The sequence below is a fragment of the Bradyrhizobium sp. 137 genome (assembly GCF_023074095.1).
In the GTDB taxonomy this organism is placed as follows: Bacteria; Pseudomonadota; Alphaproteobacteria; order Rhizobiales; family Xanthobacteraceae; genus Bradyrhizobium.
Genome location: NZ_JADPKU010000044.1, coordinates 235,582 through 250,687, shown reverse-complemented (window position 1 = coordinate 250,687; position 15,106 = coordinate 235,582). Strand labels below are relative to the sequence as shown.

20 protein-coding genes are annotated in these 15,106 nt (G+C 64.8%); 10 read left to right on the top strand and 10 right to left on the bottom strand.

Annotation, left to right across the window (positions count from 1 at the left end; genetic code table 11):
- The first annotated feature begins 49 nt into the window (after window positions 1-49).
- Window positions 50-247 carry a cysteine-rich CWC family protein gene (locus IVA78_RS10430; RefSeq protein WP_247277521.1) on the top strand — a complete coding sequence of 66 codons (198 nt, stop codon included), beginning with the start codon at window positions 50-52 and terminating at the stop codon, window positions 245-247.
- Between the two features lie 162 nt (window positions 248-409).
- Here IVA78_RS10430 and IVA78_RS10425 read toward each other — a convergent pair whose 3' ends face one another.
- The 3 genes from IVA78_RS10425 to IVA78_RS10415 all read right to left on the bottom strand — a co-directional run bounded on the left by IVA78_RS10425 (window position 410) and on the right by IVA78_RS10415 (window position 2,271).
- Window positions 410-1,108 carry a glutathione S-transferase family protein gene (locus IVA78_RS10425; protein ID WP_247277522.1) on the bottom strand — a complete coding sequence of 233 codons (699 nt, stop codon included), beginning with the start codon at window positions 1,106-1,108 and terminating at the stop codon, window positions 410-412.
- Window positions 1,109-1,264: 156 nt separating this feature from the next.
- Complete coding sequence (locus IVA78_RS10420; RefSeq protein WP_247465184.1) at window positions 1,265-1,495, bottom strand: hypothetical protein; 231 nt, start codon at window positions 1,493-1,495, stop codon at window positions 1,265-1,267.
- Window positions 1,492-2,271 (bottom strand): sulfite exporter TauE/SafE family protein, encoded by a 780-nt coding sequence (locus IVA78_RS10415; RefSeq protein WP_247448716.1) that lies wholly within the window; start codon window positions 2,269-2,271, stop codon window positions 1,492-1,494. The genes IVA78_RS10420 and IVA78_RS10415 overlap by 4 nt, the downstream gene beginning before the upstream one ends.
- A 194-nt stretch (window positions 2,272-2,465) precedes the next feature.
- Here IVA78_RS10415 and IVA78_RS10410 point away from each other — a divergent pair, with 194 nt between their 5' ends.
- The 4 genes from IVA78_RS10410 to uvrB all read left to right on the top strand — a co-directional run bounded on the left by IVA78_RS10410 (window position 2,466) and on the right by uvrB (window position 7,055).
- Window positions 2,466-3,380 (top strand): LysR substrate-binding domain-containing protein, encoded by a 915-nt coding sequence (locus IVA78_RS10410; RefSeq protein WP_247277525.1) that lies wholly within the window; start codon window positions 2,466-2,468, stop codon window positions 3,378-3,380.
- A 104-nt stretch (window positions 3,381-3,484) separates the two neighbouring features.
- Window positions 3,485-3,709, top strand: coding sequence for a hypothetical protein (locus tag IVA78_RS10405; RefSeq protein WP_247277526.1), 225 nt, complete (start codon window positions 3,485-3,487; stop codon window positions 3,707-3,709).
- A 47-nt stretch (window positions 3,710-3,756) separates the two neighbouring features.
- Window positions 3,757-3,984: a hypothetical protein gene (locus IVA78_RS10400; protein WP_247277527.1), complete on the top strand. Its 228-nt coding sequence runs from the start codon at window positions 3,757-3,759 to the stop codon at window positions 3,982-3,984.
- Window positions 3,985-4,076: 92 nt separating this feature from the next.
- Window positions 4,077-7,055: an excinuclease ABC subunit UvrB gene (gene uvrB, locus IVA78_RS10395; RefSeq protein ID WP_247277528.1), complete on the top strand. Its 2,979-nt coding sequence runs from the start codon at window positions 4,077-4,079 to the stop codon at window positions 7,053-7,055.
- 85 nt (window positions 7,056-7,140) lie between these two features.
- Here the strand turns inward: uvrB and IVA78_RS10390 are convergent, their stop codons facing one another.
- Window positions 7,141-7,527: a hypothetical protein gene (locus IVA78_RS10390; protein WP_247277529.1), complete on the bottom strand. Its 387-nt coding sequence runs from the start codon at window positions 7,525-7,527 to the stop codon at window positions 7,141-7,143.
- A gap of 321 nt (window positions 7,528-7,848) precedes the next feature.
- Between IVA78_RS10390 and IVA78_RS10385 the strand changes: the two genes are divergently transcribed.
- The 4 genes from IVA78_RS10385 (at window position 7,849) to IVA78_RS10370 (ending at window position 10,634) form a co-directional block, all read left to right on the top strand.
- Window positions 7,849-8,268: a nuclear transport factor 2 family protein gene (locus IVA78_RS10385; RefSeq protein ID WP_247277530.1), complete on the top strand. Its 420-nt coding sequence runs from the start codon at window positions 7,849-7,851 to the stop codon at window positions 8,266-8,268.
- A gap of 258 nt (window positions 8,269-8,526) precedes the next feature.
- Window positions 8,527-9,438 carry a hypothetical protein gene (locus IVA78_RS10380; RefSeq protein WP_247277531.1) on the top strand — a complete coding sequence of 304 codons (912 nt, stop codon included), beginning with the start codon at window positions 8,527-8,529 and terminating at the stop codon, window positions 9,436-9,438.
- A 319-nt stretch (window positions 9,439-9,757) separates the two neighbouring features.
- Complete coding sequence (locus tag IVA78_RS10375) at window positions 9,758-10,180, top strand: hypothetical protein (RefSeq protein ID WP_247277532.1); 423 nt, start codon at window positions 9,758-9,760, stop codon at window positions 10,178-10,180.
- A gap of 316 nt (window positions 10,181-10,496) precedes the next feature.
- Window positions 10,497-10,634 (top strand): hypothetical protein, encoded by a 138-nt coding sequence (locus tag IVA78_RS10370; protein ID WP_247277533.1) that lies wholly within the window; start codon window positions 10,497-10,499, stop codon window positions 10,632-10,634.
- Between the two features lie 30 nt (window positions 10,635-10,664).
- On the opposite strand, the gene IVA78_RS10365 is transcribed toward IVA78_RS10370, so the two are convergent.
- The 3 genes from IVA78_RS10365 to IVA78_RS10355 form a co-directional block, all read right to left on the bottom strand.
- On the bottom strand, window positions 10,665-10,811 hold the full coding sequence (locus IVA78_RS10365) for a hypothetical protein (RefSeq protein ID WP_027545961.1): 147 nt from the start codon (window positions 10,809-10,811) through the stop codon (window positions 10,665-10,667).
- 198 nt (window positions 10,812-11,009) lie between these two features.
- Window positions 11,010-11,492, bottom strand: coding sequence for a MaoC family dehydratase (locus IVA78_RS10360; protein ID WP_247277534.1), 483 nt, complete (start codon window positions 11,490-11,492; stop codon window positions 11,010-11,012).
- A complete protein-coding gene (locus IVA78_RS10355) occupies window positions 11,492-11,944 on the bottom strand; it encodes a MaoC family dehydratase (protein WP_247277535.1) in 453 nt (150 codons plus the stop codon). The genes IVA78_RS10360 and IVA78_RS10355 overlap by 1 nt, the downstream gene beginning before the upstream one ends.
- A 183-nt stretch (window positions 11,945-12,127) precedes the next feature.
- On the opposite strand from IVA78_RS10355, the gene IVA78_RS10350 reads away from it, so the two are divergent.
- Entirely contained in the window at window positions 12,128-12,424 is a 297-nt protein-coding gene (locus IVA78_RS10350) for a DUF4282 domain-containing protein (protein WP_247277536.1), read from the top strand.
- A gap of 53 nt (window positions 12,425-12,477) precedes the next feature.
- On the opposite strand, the gene ychF is transcribed toward IVA78_RS10350, so the two are convergent.
- From ychF to IVA78_RS10335, 3 genes are read right to left on the bottom strand one after another with little or no spacing between them, the layout of a single operon-like run.
- On the bottom strand, window positions 12,478-13,575 hold the full coding sequence (gene ychF / locus IVA78_RS10345; RefSeq protein WP_247465181.1) for a redox-regulated ATPase YchF: 1,098 nt from the start codon (window positions 13,573-13,575) through the stop codon (window positions 12,478-12,480).
- Between the two features lie 5 nt (window positions 13,576-13,580).
- Window positions 13,581-14,186: an aminoacyl-tRNA hydrolase gene (pth, locus tag IVA78_RS10340; protein WP_247277538.1), complete on the bottom strand. Its 606-nt coding sequence runs from the start codon at window positions 14,184-14,186 to the stop codon at window positions 13,581-13,583.
- Between the two features lie 60 nt (window positions 14,187-14,246).
- The gene (locus tag IVA78_RS10335; RefSeq protein WP_247277539.1) at window positions 14,247-14,969 is read right to left on the bottom strand and encodes a 50S ribosomal protein L25/general stress protein Ctc; all 723 of its coding nucleotides are present in this window, start codon (window positions 14,967-14,969) and stop codon (window positions 14,247-14,249) included.
- Between the last annotated feature and the right edge of the window lie 137 nt (window positions 14,970-15,106).

Genomic DNA, 15,106 nt, shown 5'->3' with positions numbered 1-15,106 from the left:
CGGCCAATGAACCCGACATGAAAATGACGGCCTAGCTTCGACGTAAATCATGACAAATCAGCAAGAATCTGCGTTGCCAGAATCCCGGCGCCTCGCCTGCTCCCGCTGCGGCGCCGAGTTTGGCTGCGACCTCTCGGGCAGCTGCTGGTGCGCGGAGGAGACGGCAAGACTGCCAATGCCAGTCGAGGGCGAGGATTGTTTGTGCCGGGCATGTTTGCGGCAGGCGGCGGCGAGTGCTGCTCGTTAGGCACGAGAGCCGACCACGTTTTCCGTGTCGTGAGCCGGGAGGACCCATTACCCCGGCGAGCACGCCACGAAAATTCCCCGTTCGGTACCGTACCGCAAACGATCGATAGATCACGCGAGATGGGCCCTGGCGTCGCCAGGACGACGATGGAGGGAGCCTACCCTACACCGCGAATCCCGGCGACCTGCGCGCCATGCCGTCGAACGCGTCGAGCAATTTTTCCCGCCACGCATAAACCGGATCATCGGCTTCCAGAAGCTTGAACGGGCTCACCACCCGCGCCCATTGAAAACCGCCGAACACGATATAGTCGGCGTAGTTGGGAGCGGCGCCGCCCAGATAGGGCTGCTTCTTCAATGTCTGCCGCATCACCTCCAGCGACTTGCGGAACGCGATCACGCCGGTGTCGCGGCTGGCCATGACCTGTTCCAGCGACTTGCCGCCGAAGCGTGCCTCGCGCGACTGGCGGAAATAGGCGGCGTCGACCTCGGCGAGGTTCTTCGGGATGTCGGCGACGATCAACGGAAAGATGCCGCCGACGATGGCGATGTCGCCGAAGGTATTGATCATGCGCGCCATCGCGCGACCGCCCTCGCCGCCGAACAACGATGCACGATCCGGAAAACTGTCTTCGAGATAATTCGCGATGGTCCACGAATCGACCACGGGCTTGCCGTGATGCAGCAGCACCGGGACTTTCTCGGAGCCATGCGGCGCAAGCGCGCTCTTCTCGGTGAAGCGCCAGGGCAGCGATTCCGCCGTCAGCTCCTTATGCGCGAGCGCCATCCGCGTGCGCCAGCAATACGGGCTGAACGGGCGCGCTGCGTCGGTGCCGACGAGTTCGTAGAGTTTGAGTGACATGAGAGGCCTCCGCTTGCTCCGTCATGGCGAGCCAACGGTGCCGCGCGAAGCGCGACCCGATGACAGGCTCCGCGAAGCAATCCAGGCTGCGCGGCAGAGACATTCTGAATTGCTTCGCTTACGCTCGCAATGGCGATGTCGAGACGGAAGTGCGCATCACCGCCGGTTCGTCCGCAGCAGCTTCTCGCCGCCTTCCGTCACTGCGACGATCAGCCCGATTCCCGGCACCATCTTCCGCGCGACATAGCCGCGCTCAGTGGCGTCTTCCCAGATGGTAAGGCGCGGGCACGAGGTCTTCCAGGTCGCGATCACCTCGGCATAGGCGCGCGGCTCGCGTGCGACCCATTCGACGAAATCCAGCACCAGCGGATCGGCGGTCTCGCTCATCGCAAACCTCCCTTGTCGAAGGCGACCGCGACCTCCGTACGCAGCAGGAGCCAGCCGCCATAGGCGATGTAGTAGCAGGCGATGGTGGTGATCAGCTTGTTCGACCAGGCTACGAATTGCTGGTCGGTCATGGCTTCAAGGATGCGGCGCGCCAGTGTGGTGCCGAGCATCGATGCTGCGATCGCGACGCCGGCGAGGACGGGATCGAGGCTCGCCGCCTGGTCGATGATGCCGCCGAAATAGACCAGCTTGGTGAAATGGCTGACCAGCTGGCACATCGCCTTGGTCGCCACCTTCTCGCGCCGGCCGAAATCGCCGCCGAGGAAGAAGGTGTCGAGCAGCGGGCCGGAGACGCCGGTCATCAGCATCAAGCCCATGCAGATCGAGCCGTAGACCGAGCCCTGCCAGACGCTGTCGGGGTTGGGCTTGATGTTTGACGGCAGCAGCCGCGCCATGAACGGCGTGATACCGAGCAGCAGCAGCGCGACCGGCTTGTCCGGAACGTAGCGCGTGAGCGACCAGGCCGCGAGCGCGACCGCGCAGCCGGCGAGATAGTTCGCGACCGGGCGCCAGCGGATATGCGCGCGCCACAAAAACGCACGCCAGCCGTTCGAGGCCATCTGCGTGATCGCATGCAGCACCATGGCCGCCGGCAGCGGCATCAATGCCAGCAACACGCCGATCAGGATCAGCCCGCCCGCCATGCCGAACAGCCCGGACAGGAACGCGGTGGCGACCATCAGCATGCCAAGGGCAGCGATCACGATGGGCGCCACGAAAGGATTCTCCTCAACATAGGTAAGGGACGCAGGCTGCTGGCGCTGCCTCGCCTCGCTTGCGGCGAGAAGCGAAGAGCGCTGCGGCTGCCCGAAATCAACTTAGAATTACACTCGTTCTTGTGCCTCGCTTGCCCCCCACGTGCAAACTGAGTTATCTTGGCCTGGCATCAGCTTTCCTGAGGGTCGGGCATTTGCGGCGGCTGCTGTTTCTCAACGGCATCAAGGCATTCGAGGCGGCGGCGCGGACCGGCAGCTTTGCCGCGGCCGGGCTCGAGCTGAACGTGTCGGCCGCTGCCGTCAGCCGCATGGTGCATCTGCTGGAGGAGCGCCTCGGCCTCGCGCTGTTCGAGCGCAAGGCCAACAAGCTCGTGCTGACGCAGGCCGGCCGCGCCTATCAAAGCGGGCTGACGCCGATCTTCGATGCGCTGGCGCGCCTCACCGCGCAGGTGACGGCGCCCTCCAGCGTGCGCGTGCTCACCATCGGCGTCGGCCACACCTTTGCGATGCGCTGGCTGATCCCGCGCCTGTCGGAGTTTCGCAGCGAGGAGCCCGACATCGAGGTGCGCTTCACCACCGGCGGCGCCTCGGTGCCGTTCGGCGAGGACTGGAGCTGCGGCATCAAGCTCGGCACCGGCGACTGGCCCGGCCTCGTCGCCGAGCCGCTGTTCGCGGGCGACCTCACGCCGGTCTGCGTGCCGCGCCTTGCGAGCGGCCTGAAGCGGCCGGCGGATCTCAGGGGACCGAGCCTGATCCGCGTCGCGCATTCGCCGGAGGACTGGCCGCTCTGGCTCAAGGCCGCGAACCTGGCGCGCATCAACGCGCGCGGGCCCGAGTTCCAGTTCTACGGTCAGGCGCTGCAGGCCGCCGCGGACGGACTCGGCGTTGCCATGGGCATTCGACCCTATATTGACGACGATCTCGCCGCCGGACGGCTGGTGGCGCCGTTCGATCTCTCGGTGCCCAAAGGCATGCGCTGGTACCTGCTCTATCGCAGCTTCCAGACCGAGCAACGCGACTTCGCCGCGTTTCGCCGCTGGATCATGCGCGCGGCGTCGGAACCGGCGCGTCCGGCGCGGCGACTCGGTCGTGCTGCGGCGCGGAACTGACGCGCTCGGCAAAAAAGCCTCGCGGCTTGTGAACGGCTTCACATCCCGGGATTCGCAAATGTGGTCCCCTGACCCTCTGACAAAAAAACGTGGGACCGACAAGAATGACGACCCTCTACGACGGCTTTGACATCGAATCCTTCGAAGCTGGAAAAGGACTGTGGCACGCCCGCATCCGGCGCTCCGATTTCAGCCCGCTTGCAATCGACGGCGTGCTGTTTCCCGCCATGGAAGTCGGCCTCGCCTGGCCCGACCGCGACGCCGCGATTGCCGATGCCAAGCAACACATCGATCGCTTCCGCCGCCGGGCCGACAGCGACGACGAATAGCGTCCGCGGGCGGACCAGCGGCGGGGCGCCGCAAGGGGGAACCGGTCATGTCTATCACCGAAATCGGCTCAGTGCGGCCGCGGATCTATGCGCGCGCCGTGCTGTCCAACTACCCGGAATGCGACGGCGATCTCATGGTGCTCCGTGTGATCGGCGGTCGCGCTGGATGCGAGTACTGGACCATGCGCTGCACCGATTGCGGCGGCATCCATCTAGACATCCTTGAGCCGAATATCGCGGCTGAGGATGACGAGGGGCCGCTGCCGGCGGGGTGACGCCAAGCCTGCTGCCAACCTGCTGTCAGCAGGCTGCATAGCGGCGGGCATTCGCTCTTTCCTGAGAGGCGGACTCGTCCCATATTCGCCCTATGGCGAAGAAACCTGCATCCTCCGAAAAATCTGGCAAATCCCCGAAGACCAAGGCTCCGAACTCGAAGGCGCATCGCCCCGATGTGCAGCCGATCGGGCCGGCGCTGGCCGAACTGCTCAATCCTGCGATCAATCGCGGCGATGCGGGCCTGGGATCGGGCACCGGGCTCCAGCCGCCGCCGGACAATTCGCGCGATCGCCGTGCCGGGGGCGAGGCCGCCGCGCATCGCGCGCGCGCCTCGACGCCGAAGGAGTTTCCGCAGGATACGGCCAAGAACATTACAAAGCCGATGCCGCTGCGTACCAATCCGCAGCCGGCTGGAGCGCGCGCACCCACCGAAGGCTTCGACGAGGCGCCGCAGGCCAATTACGGAACCTCGGCCACGATCCCGACACTCGATCCGGAACTGGCGCGGCAGCTCGGGCTGCCAACAGAAGAAGACGATGCCGAGGCGCTGGCGCGGCCGCCGCGCTCAAAAATGGAGGCGCTGGGCGTCAAGGCCACCGCGGATGCGTTGGAATCGCTGATCCGCGAGGGCCGCCCGGAATTCCGCAAGGACGACGGCTCGATGCGGATTTGGACGCCGCACCGGCCACCGCGCCCGGAAAAGTCCGAGGGCGGCGTGCGCTTCGAGATCAAGTCGGCCTATGAGCCCAAGGGCGACCAGCCGACTGCGATCGCCGAGCTGGTCGAGGGCATCAATCGCAACGACCGTTCGCAGGTGCTGCTGGGCGTCACCGGCTCGGGCAAGACCTACACCATGGCCAAAGTGATCGAGGCGACGCAGCGCCCCGCCCTGATCCTGGCCCCGAACAAGACCCTCGCCGCCCAGCTCTATGGCGAGTTCAAGAATTTCTTCCCTGACAACGCGGTCGAGTACTTCGTCAGCTACTACGACTATTACCAGCCGGAAGCCTACGTCCCACGCACCGACACCTATATCGAGAAGGATTCCTCGATCAACGAGCAGATCGACCGCATGCGCCACTCAGCGACGCGCGCGCTGCTCGAACGCGACGACGTCATCATCGTCGCCTCGGTGTCCTGCATCTACGGTATCGGGTCGGTCGAGACCTACACCGCGATGACCTTCGCGCTGAAGAAGGGCGAGCGCATCGACCAGCGCCAGCTCATCGCCGATCTCGTCGCGCTCCAGTACAAGCGCACCCAGGCCGATTTCACCCGCGGCACCTTCCGTGTCCGCGGCGACGTCATCGACATCTTCCCCGCGCACTATGAGGACCGCGCCTGGCGCGTGAACCTGTTCGGCGACACCATCGAGAGCATCGAGGAGTTCGATCCGCTCACCGGCCACAAGCAGGACGAGCTCGAGTTCATCAAGATGTATGCCAACTCGCACTATGTGACGCCGCGGCCGACGCTGGTGCAGGCGATCAAGTCGATCAAATCAGAATTGAAGCAACGGCTCGACCAGCTCCACGATCAGGGCCGCCTGCTCGAAGCGCAGCGGCTGGAGCAGCGCACCACCTTCGACCTCGAGATGATGGAGGCGACCGGAAGCTGCGCCGGCATCGAGAACTATTCGCGCTATCTCACTGGGCGCCGCCCCGGCGAGCCGCCGCCGACGCTGTTCGAATACGTGCCCGACAACGCGCTGATCTTCGCCGACGAGAGCCACGTCACCATCCCGCAGATCGGCGCCATGTTCCGCGGCGACTTCCGTCGCAAGGCGACGCTGGCCGAATACGGCTTCCGCCTGCCCTCCTGCATGGACAACCGCCCCTTGCGCTTCGAGGAGTGGGACATGATGCGGCCGCAGACCATCGCGGTGTCGGCGACGCCGGGCGGCTGGGAGCTGAACGAGAGCGGCGGCGTGTTCGTCGAGCAGGTGATCCGCCCCACAGGTCTGATCGATCCTCCCGTCGACATCCGCCCCGCCCGCACGCAAGTGGACGATCTCGTCGGCGAGGTCCGCGCCACCGCGCAGGCCGGCTATCGCTCGCTGATCACCGTGCTGACCAAGCGCATGGCGGAGGACCTCACCGAATATCTGCACGAGCAGGGCATCCGAGTCCGCTACATGCATTCCGACATCGACACCATCGAGCGCATCGAGATCATCCGGGATCTCCGCCTCGGTGCGTTCGACGCGCTGGTCGGCATCAACCTCTTGCGCGAAGGCCTCGACATCCCCGAATGCGCGCTGGTCGCGATTCTCGACGCCGACAAGGAAGGTTTTCTGCGCAGCGAGACCTCGCTGATCCAGACCATCGGCCGCGCCGCGCGCAATGTCGACGGCAAGGTGATCCTCTACGCCGACCAGATGACCGGTTCGATGGAGCGTGCCATCGCCGAGACCAACCGCCGCCGCGAAAAACAGGTCGAGTACAATACTGCCAACGGCATCACGCCGGAGAGCGTGAAGAAGCAGATCGGCGACATCCTCAACTCCGTCTACGAGCGCGACCACGTGCTGGTCGAGGTTGGCGGCCACGACATGACCGATGACGTCATCTCGATCGGCCACAACTTCGAAGCCGTGCTTGCCGATCTCGAAACAAGGATGCGCGAGGCCGCCGCCGATTTGAACTTCGAGGAAGCCGCGCGTCTGCGCGACGAAGTCAAGCGCCTGCGCGCCACCGAGCTCGCCGTGGTCGACGACCCTACCGCGAAGCAGCGCACCGTGCAGGGCAAGGCCGGCGCTTATGCGGGCACGAAGAAGTACGGCGATGCTGCGAACTTGCCGGTCAGTGCCATGAAGAACAAGAGCGCCGTAACGGCGCTCAAGGCCGGCAGCGGCAAAGGCTCCCGCGTGCACAAGCCGCATCTCGACGAGATGCACGGCCCGGAATCGCTGCCCTATCGCGAAAGCCCGAGCCTGCCGTCAAAGCCGTTCGGCAGCACCAGCCGGATCATCCAGCCAACCGACTCGCGGCAGTCGGGACCGGAGTTCGGGCCGGCGCCGAAATCGACAGGCGGGATGCCGGGGCGACGGGGCGGGTGGAAGAAGAGGTAGGCGGCGCATCCGCGCCGCTGATCGCAGTGGATTCCGGGCTCGCCGGTTTGCGGGCCCCGGAATGACGAGAGGGATAGCCCGCTCCTCACCCGACGCTCGCCGTCACCACCGCCATTACCGACAGCAGCAGCACGATGGTCACGAGCTGGAGCGAGGCGACCGGCTGGGTGCGCCATGCCGTGATCTTGCCGGCGAGCGTCAGATGGGCCTCGAAGAATTTTGGCTCGTAGACGGTCTTGAAAAAGGCCGGGAAGCTCGGGCCGAAGGTCACCGCGAGCAGCGCGTGGGCGAGCGAGGCGACAGCGACGAAGATGGCGACGCCGGGGTCGCCGACGAGGTCGTGGTCGCCGACGAGTTTGAGCAGGAAAGCGGCGGCGGCGAAGGTCGGGAAGCTCTGCAGCGTCGCGGTCAGCGCGAGCCCTTCGACCGCGTTGTGCAGGCGGGACTTTCTGACGGTGGCGATGGCGGCCATGACACGTCTCCCTGATGACATGGGATGACGTTAGGCGCGATGGTGGAGAGGTGATGTGAGACGGGTCACGCGGCCCTTCCCCGCTGTTGTCCGCTGAAGGGGGCGTCCGCGATCCGAGGAATCTAACCGGCAAGCACCGGGAAATTGCGGGACTCTATTGCAAATCTCACAAATCGCATTCAATGGTGCATTGCGAAAACGTGAATTGCGTTTTGGCCGAAATCCCGTAGTTATTTGTACACGAACGAGCTGAGCCCCGGCACCTTACTGTGCATGGGGTTGTTTTCCGTTTTTTTTGCAGCCAGCTTCAGGACAGCCCAAATGACAGAGCACAGCCTCTGGCGTTTCTCGCGCGCGTTGCATGGCGCGATCAACGACCGGCAGTTCAGGGATATCGAGGCCCTGATCGACGAGGACGTCGAGTGGGCCCTGTACGGCCCGATCGACATGTTTCCGTTCCTTGGCGCGCGCCAGGGCAAGGACGCCGTGCTCGACGTCATCCGCCAGCTCGCCGACAATTTCCACGTTCGCCGCTTCGACCGCGAGAGCATCATGCTCGGCGTTGATTCAGCCGCCTCGATGCTGCGCTATTCGCTGACGGCGCTCGATTCCAACAAGCAGTTCGCCCAGTTCAGGGCGGGAAAGCTCACCAGCATGCGGGTACTGATCGATACGTTCGACCTGGTCGAGCAGGCACTCGGCCGCGCCATTCATCTGCCGAAGATGAGCCGCGCCGGCTGAGGGGGACGCCAACGGGTCCCGCTGTTCGGGACCGATGACGACGCTCACATGACGCCCTGGCTTCCAGCCCCGCCGGATGCGGTCGTGTCACAGCTCGTCGTCGGGCGCGCGCCTTTCGCGCGGCCCGTTGGTTCGTTATGCGAGGCGAGCCGCCACAATTTCGTGACGATGGATCAGCATCTGTCGCGCGGAATGGCGCACGGCCGAAGGCCGATATATATTGTTGGAAAGCGTGCGCTGGGGTTCGCGGGCAGGACGATGGAATTCTCGACAGGGTTTGGCCGGACCAGGCTGCCGTTGCTGGCGGCCGCATTCATTCTGGGCTCCGTGCTGACGGTCTCGGCACAGATCATTCCATCCGCGACGATCGCGCCTGACGATGAGGCCGAGACCGAGGCGGCGCAGGCCCCCGACGTCAATGACCCCGACGTGCTCAAAGGCATCGACGTCGACAAGCTCGACTGGAGCCAGCTCGCGGTCGATGCCGGCACCGGCATTGACCCCATGGCCGCCAAGAAGCGCGCCCAGACCGCGGCCAAGGACGGCCTGGCCTGGTCGTCGAATCCAAATGCAAACGGCTCCTCGGCGGTGACGGTGAAGCAATCGGTGTTCTCGTTCTGGGACACGCGGATCGGCGCCGACATGACGGTGACGAGCGAGCCGCGGACGATGTCCGAGTTGCTGGCGCAGAAGGCCGCCAATGGCGGCAGCCTACCGCAATCCTCCGGCAGCGCCTGGGCGGCGGCGACAGCGCCGGGCGCGGGCTCGATCTGGGACAAGACCGCGGTGGAAGCCCGGGTCGATCCCGGCACCGAACACAGCAAGATCGGCGCCTCGTTGACCAAGTCGGTGCCGCTGTCGGGCGACACCTCGCTAACGCTCCAGAACGGCTACAGCGTCAACCAGCAGGGCACGACCGCCGTCCCCGGCATCGGCGGCCACGTCATGCGAAATTACGAGACCGATCAGACCGCCAAGATCACCCTCACCGACACCGGCACCAGCATTACCGCCGGCCAGACGCTGTCGACCACCGACGACAAATGGCTGCGCAAGTTCGGTGCCGAGCAAAAGCTGTTCGACAATGTCACCGTCTCAGGCTCGGTCGGCGAGACCTCGCAAGGCGCGATCAACAAGAGCCTGACGGCCGGTTTCAAGAAGAGCTGGTAGGGCGAGCCGCCACTTCCCCTCATCCTGAGGGCGCTCCGAAGGAGCGCGTCTCGAAGGATCGAGGGCTCGCTGCTACAGCGGGGCCTGCATGGTTCGAGACCCGCGCGAAGGGCGCGCTCCTCACCATGAGGGGATGGCTTGCCGTCGCGGTTCCCTATTCACATTCTCCTAACCATACGCCACGGCAAAACCCCCGAATGGTCCGCCCTTGCCGCATCTCGGCCCATTTGCGGTCAAAATCGGACGCCCTAGTCGCCAAAATAGACGTCGTCGTGCGGGGGACACTCGCGCCGCGCTCAACGCGAACAGGGGAATAACGATGAACGCCATGCGTCCGGAAAAGACCGAAACCACCGAGACCGAGACGGTCGACACCAACCTCGCCGCCGTGACCGAGGTCGAGGCCGGCATCCGCGATTTCGTCCGCAACGACATCGCCTATCTGCGCCGTCCGGCATCGACGACCACCGACGCGCCGCCGCTCGACCCGAGCGCCGAAGCCACCGTCAACAACGTCAACTCGCTGATCCAGCGCGTCGCCGGCACCTCGCTGGCCGAGATCGAGAACTTGATCTCCGAGCTCGAGAGCCTGCGCGACCTGCTCCATGCCGAAGGCCAGCGCGTCCAGCGCGAGATCTCCGGCTACGCCCAGCTCAGCCAGGCCGCGATGAAGTCGACCCGCATGATCGCCGACAACGTCGCGCAGTGGAAGCGCGCCGCCGACGGCCTGCGCAACAGCTGACCGCGAAGCACCGCATCATCGGCCGCCGCGTTCCCGGAAGGGGAGCGCGGCGGTTTTGATTCATGGGGCATGTGATAGGTGCGCACACGCGCCGACATGATAGGTGTCGTCGCCCGCGCAGGCGGGCGATCCAGTACTCCGAGACAGTGCCAGGATACGGAGGGGCTGCGGCGTACTGGATGCCTTCGCGGGGCACGACAGCGGAGGATGTGGCAGCACGGGCGTGACAGCGTAGGGTGTTTGAACCCTCCATCCTTCCGCAGCGACCAATGCCAAGCGTCGATGGCCGTCTTACGGCCTGGCGGGGGGACATGTCATGGAAAGCATTCGGCCCGATAACACGGACCCTATATCGCTGCGGCCGGCACCGAATCAGCTCGGCACGATCATGCTGCGCTTTGTCGGATTGCTGGTGGTTGCGGTCGCGGTGCTGGCGTTCGTCTACAGCCGCTGACGCGCGGCGGCCCCGACAAGTAACGAACTCTTACCGAGCGGCTTCCACGGTCGAGGCTTCCAGGGTGTAGGCGCCATCGGCATAGCCCTTCACCACCATGCCGGCAACCAGCATCACGGCCAGCGTCGCGGTCGCGAAGATGAATCCGACAAACTTGAGTGCGCCGCGATCTGCCATGGTCCTCGTCCCCTGTCCTCTGCCCATTCGTTTCAAATAGACAGCGACAGGTTCATAATTAGTTAGCACCTCACTGGTTCCGCCAAACTGCTTCGCGGTAACCATATCGCGCAGGCTTATGACAGCCACGCCGAATCGCGTCCATAGCGCGCGGGCAACACTCGCGCACTCAATTGGACCGTTCATCCTGGAACAGATCTAACCACCGTTCGTGCGCATCGGCACAAAGGCTGAGGCGGTGATGGAATAGACCTCCTCGCCGCGCTGGTTAGTGCCGGTGGTGCGAGCCGTCAGAATGCCCCAGCCGGGACGCGAGGCGGAGGTGCGCTTGTCGATGACGACGTTGACGTAGGCGACCGTGTCGCCGGCAAGCACCGGCCTGATCCAGCGCAGATCGCGAAAGCCCGGCGACGGACCCCACACCGCAACTTCCTCCTCGCGCGAGGCGGCTTCCCGCGCCAAGCGCTGGCCGTCGGCGACAAGCAGGCTCATGCAGGCCGAGCCGACATGCCAACCGGAGGCGGCGAGCCCGCCGAACAGCGAGTTCTTGCCTTCCTCCTCGTCGAGGTGGAAGCGCTGCGGGTCGAACTTGGCGGCGAAGCTCTTGATGGACTCCGCTGTGAACGTATAGGTGCCGATCTCGCGGCGCTGGCCGATCTCGATATCCTCGAAGAACCGCATCAGGCCGTCCCCTCGCGCCGCTTGATCAGGATCGGCGAGGTCATCTCGGCGAGCGCCTGCCCCGCAGCGTTGCGCACGGTGCATTTGAACTTGACGATGCCGAGCTCCGGGCGACTTTTCGAAGTGCGCGCCTCCACGACGTCGACGTCGAGCATGAGGTCGTCGCCGGGCCGGAGCGGAGACAACCAGCGCACCTCGTCGACGCCGGGCGAGCCGAGCGAAGCCGCGCGCGTAATAAAACCATCGGCCATCATCCGCATCATCAGCGAACAGAGGTGCCACCCCGAACCGGACAGGCCGCGCAGCATGCTTCTAGCCGCCGCCTCCTCATCGAGGTGCATCGGCTGCGGGTCGAACTCGGCAGCAAAGGCCAAAATCTCGTCGCGAGTGACATGGCGCGGGCCGAACGTTCCGAACCGCCCGGGCGGGAAATCTTCGAAGGTCAGGGTCATCTTGGGATTGGTTCGCGGAAATGACAGATTGTGGCCGCACTTTGTGGCAATCTCAACCCGCGGGCCCGCATGGCTCGTGCTACATTCGATGCAGCGGGGTTGGTCTTGAGTCGGATCAGCCGAAAGTCAGGATCATTTAGCAAAGCCGGATCTGGCAAAAGCCGCTTTGCCCTGGGGAGAACGATGTTTTCATTCAGCGACCTGTTTCAGTGGGACCGCTTCATCACACCGACGATCATCAAGACCTTCTACTGGCTGGTAATCGCGCTGATCTGCCTGTTCGGCCTCTCCGGCGTCTTCTCCGGCTTGGCTGCGATGGCGATCAGTCCGTTCGGCGGCTTCCTGGTGCTGCTGTCGTCGATCGCGAGCGTCGTCGTCGGCGTGGTGTTCTCGCGCATCCTCGCCGAGCTGATCCTGATCGTCTTCCGCATCAACGAGCATCTCGGCGCGATCAGGGACCAGGGCGGCGGGGTGCGGTGAGCCTTGTCATTCCGGGCTCGCGCAAGACGCGCGCCCGGAATGATCGCTTCAAATTACGTATTAAACCTGAAATGCATCACGTCGCCGTCGGCGACGACGTATTCCTTGCCTTCGAGCCGAAGCTTGCCGGCATCGCGCGCGCCGGCTTCGCCGCCGAGGACGACGTAATCCTCATACGCGATGGTTTCGGCGCGAATGAAACCCTTTTCGAAATCGGTGTGGATCACGCCGGCCGCCGCCGGCGCCTTGATGCCGCGATGGATGGTCCAGGCGCGCGCTTCCTTCGGCCCCACGGTGAAATAGGTGATGAGGTCGAGAAGCCGGTAGCCGGCGCGGATCAGACGGTCGAGACCGGCTTCTTCGAGACCCAATGTCTCCAGGAAGTCGGCGCGTTCGTCCCGCGAGATGGTCGCGATCTCCGACTCGATCTTGGCGGAAATGACGACGGCGACGGCGCCCTCCTTGGCGGCCTGCTCCTCGACTGCCTTGGAGAACGAATTGCCCGTTGCGGCCGAGCCTTCCTCGACGTTGCAAACGTAGAGCACAGGCTTTGATGAGAGCAGCCCCAGCATGGAGAAGGCGCGCTCCTCCTCGGCCTTGCGCTCGACGAGGCGGGCGGGCTTGCCGTCGCGCAGCAGCACCAGGGTGCGGTTGACGAGGTCGAGCTGCTCCTTGGCGTCCTTGTCGTTGCCCTTGGCTTTCTTCGAGAGGTTGTCGACACGCTTCTCAAGGCTGTCGAGGTCGGCGAGCATCAGCTCGGTCTCGATGGTCTCGATGTCGGCGAGCGGGGCGATCTTGCCCTCGACGTGGGTGATGTCGGAATCCTCAAAGCAGCGCACCACATGCGCGATGGCGTCGACCTCGCGGATGTTGGCGAGGAACTGGTTGCCAAGGCCCTCGCCCTTGGACGCGCCGCGCACGAGGCCCGCGATGTCGACGAAGGTCAGCCGGGTCGGAATGATCTGACCCGATTTGGCGATGGCGGCGAGCTTCTCAAGCCGCGGATCGGGCACGGCAACCTCGCCGACATTCGGCTCGATGGTGCAGAACGGATAGTTCGCAGCCTGCGCCGCGGCCGTCTCGGTCAGCGCATTGAACAAGGTCGACTTGCCGACATTCGGCAATCCGACGATCCCGCATTTGAATCCCACGAGCGTTATTCCTTGCCGTTGTCGTCCTTGATCAAAAATCCCTTTGCCTGCATAGCAAGGTGCACCCTGTTGGCGAAGGTCGCGTCGGTGCCCTTGGCAAGCAGCGGGGCGTGCTCGGCGACCGCTTCGCAGAGCGTCGCCACCCATTCGTTGTCGCTCTTGGCGAAGTCCGACAGCACGTGGCCGTGCACCAGCTCCTTGACGCCGGGATGTCCGATGCCGAGCCGCACCCTGCGATAGTCGTTGCCGATATGGGCCGAGATCGAACGCAGGCCGTTGTGCCCGGCAATGCCGCCCCCGATCTTCACCCGCACCTTGCCCGGCGGCAGTTCGAGCTCGTCATGGAACACGCTGACGTCGCCCAGCGCGATCTTGAAGAAGCCGGCCGCCTCCTGCACGCTGCGACCGGAATCGTTCATGTAGGTCGTGGGCTTGAGCAGGATCACGCGCTCTGGTCCGAGCATGCCTTCCGAGGTCTCGCCCTGAAAGCGGCGGCGCCATGGCGCAAAGCCATGACGCCGCGCGATCTCGTCCACGGCCATGAAGCCGATATTGTGCCGGTTACGTGCGTATTTCGCGCCGGGATTGCCGAGCCCAACAAAGAGTCGCATGACGCGGCGCGCCCCTCGCTCGGCGCGCGATCCTGGGGACCGCGCGCCAGCTTTGAGAGATTACTTCTTCTTGTCGCCGCCGGCCGGAGCCTTGGCAGCCGCTGCCGGAGCAGCAGCACCCGCAGCCGGCGCAGCCGCCGCCGGAGCAGCAGCACCCGCGACCGGAGCCGCACCACCGGCCGCAGCCGCAGCTGCCGCCTTCTGCTCTTCGGCGTAGCCCGACGGCGGCACGATGGTGACGAGGGTCGCGTCCTCGCGGGTCAGCGCCTTCACGCCGGCCGGCAGCTTGACGTCGGACAGATGCAGCGAGTGACCGATTTCAAGCGAACCGACGTCAGCCTCGATGTATTGCGGGATGCTCTCGACACCGCATTCCAGCTCGATCGCATGCGCGACGATGTTGACGGTGCCGCCGCGCTTCACGCCGGGCGAGCCTTCCGCCTTCACCACGTGCAGCGGAACGCTGATGCGGATGGTGGCGCCTTCGCCCAGCCGCATGAAATCGACATGGATCGGGAAGTCCTTGACCGGGTCGAGGTGATAGTCGCGCGGAATCACGCGGTGCTTCTTGCCCTCGAGGTCGATGTCGACCAGCGTGGTCAGGAACCGGCCCGCGAGGATGCGCTGACGCAATTCGCGATCTTCAATCGAGATCGTCACCGGGGGCTGGTTGTTGCCGTAGATCACTCCGGGCACTCTGCCGGCGCGACGCTCAGCCCGGGCGGCCCCCTTGCCGCTCTTCGGACGTGCGGTCGCCTTCAATTCCTTGACGGTCGTCGCCATGTCGTTAAGTCCTTGTTTTTGCAAAAGTTAATGGGCCGCAGCGCGGCCCATGGCAGCATCCGCAGCAAGCCTCCAGGGGTGCGGGGGCTGCAGACGTGGCGGGCTTTTACCCGGAAGATGCGGAAATGACAAGGAGA